The 1,535-nt window shown below is 67.8% G+C and carries 2 protein-coding genes and 1 pseudogene; all 3 read left to right on the top strand.

Annotated elements, in window-relative coordinates; translation table 11 throughout:
• A pseudogene (locus LQV45_RS31510) lies at positions 1 to 284 on the top strand (S-(hydroxymethyl)mycothiol dehydrogenase); the annotation flags it as partial.
• Between the two features lie 11 nt (positions 285 to 295).
• A complete protein-coding gene (locus LQV45_RS31505; protein WP_230011326.1) occupies positions 296 to 943 on the top strand; it encodes an MBL fold metallo-hydrolase in 648 nt (215 codons plus the stop codon).
• A gap of 86 nt (positions 944 to 1,029) precedes the next feature.
• Positions 1,030 to 1,530 carry a DinB family protein gene (locus LQV45_RS31500; protein WP_230011322.1) on the top strand — a complete coding sequence of 167 codons (501 nt, stop codon included), beginning with the start codon at positions 1,030 to 1,032 and terminating at the stop codon, positions 1,528 to 1,530.
• Positions 1,531 to 1,535 lie beyond the last annotated feature (5 nt).

The following is a 1,535-nucleotide window of genomic DNA, read 5'->3' as shown; positions in this document are numbered from 1 at the left end:
CCCGGGACCTCGCCGGCACGGTGGTCCTGGTGGGTGTGCCGAGCCCCGAGATGACCCTGGAACTGCCGCTGCTGGATGTGTTCGGGCGCGGCGGCTCCCTGAAGTCCTCCTGGTACGGCGACTGCCTGCCTTCGCGCGACTTCCCCACACTCATCAGCCTCTACCGGCAGGGCAAGCTGGACCTGGACGCCTTCGTGACGGAGCGGATCACGATCGACCAGATCGAGGAGGCCTTCACGAAGATGCATGCCGGCGCTGTGCTGCGCTCGGTGGTGGAGCTGTGAACGCCGGCCCTGTGAGCATCCGGATCGACCGGCTGGTCACCTCCGGGACGTTTTCCCTCGACGGCGGCACCTGGGATGTTGAGAACAACGTCTGGATCCTCGGAGACGACGCCGAATGCGTCATCATCGACCCGGCCCACGATCCCGCTGCCGTGGCCGCGGCCGTCTCGGGCCGGAAGGTCACCGCAATCCTGCTCACGCACGGCCACGATGACCACATCAGCGCCGTGGGCGAGGTCCGGACTCTCGTGAACGCGCCGGTGTACCTGCACCGGGACGACTGGATGCTGTGGGAGCGGGTGTTCCCCGGCACCGAGCCGGACCACGCCATTGCCGACGGCGACACGTTCGACGTCGCAGGGGCAAGACTCGTGGCACGGCACACCCCCGGCCACTCGCCCGGGTCCGTGTGCTTCCTTCTCGAAAGCGAAGGCACCGTGCTTAGCGAAAAAACAATGTTCAGCGGGGACACGCTGTTCCAGGGTGGCCCCGGGGCGACGGGCCGATCCTTCAGCCATTTCCCGACCATCATCGAGTCCATCCGGACCCGGCTCCTGCCGCTCCCGGCCGACACGACGGTCCGGACCGGCCACGGGGAACCCACAACGATCGGCGCCGAAGCACCGCACCTTGAGGAATGGATCGCCCGCGGCCACTGACCGCGTCCGCGGCCACTGACCGCGTCCGCGGAAAGGCCCGGTCCACTGCTTCCGGACCGGGCTTTTCCGCCATAGGATGTGGGGCCATGAGCTCTCACCCCAGCATGGATCCGGCAACACTGGCCGCGGACCTGCGTACCCAGTTCGATGCATTCCTCGACGAGCATCGTTCGGACCTGCACGCCTGCCTGGACGGACTCACCGAAGAGGAGGCCCGGGCCTCGCTGGTGCCGTCGCGGACCACCCTTCTGGGGCTGGTCAAGCACGCCGCCTTCGTGGAGAAGGTCTGGTTTGACGAGGCCATCACGTGCCGGCCCCGGGCGGTGATCGGCATTCCGGCCACCCCCGACGAATCGTTTATCCTGGCGGATGACGACACCATCGCGGGCCTCCAGGCCGCCTATCTCCAGGCCTGCGGGGACTCACGGCGTCGGGCCGCTTCGCTCGGCCTTGACGACCTTGTCAGAGGCAACCGGCGCGGCCCGCTGCCGCTGCGGTGGGTCTACCTGCACATGCTCAGGGAACTCGCCCAGCACTGCGGCCACGCGGATATTCTGCGCGAGCAGATCCTCGCTGCGAGCAACTAACGGCA

It is taken from the genome of Microbacterium sp. Bi128, from assembly GCF_918698205.1.
This window is presented reverse-complemented; position numbering and strand designations above follow the sequence as displayed.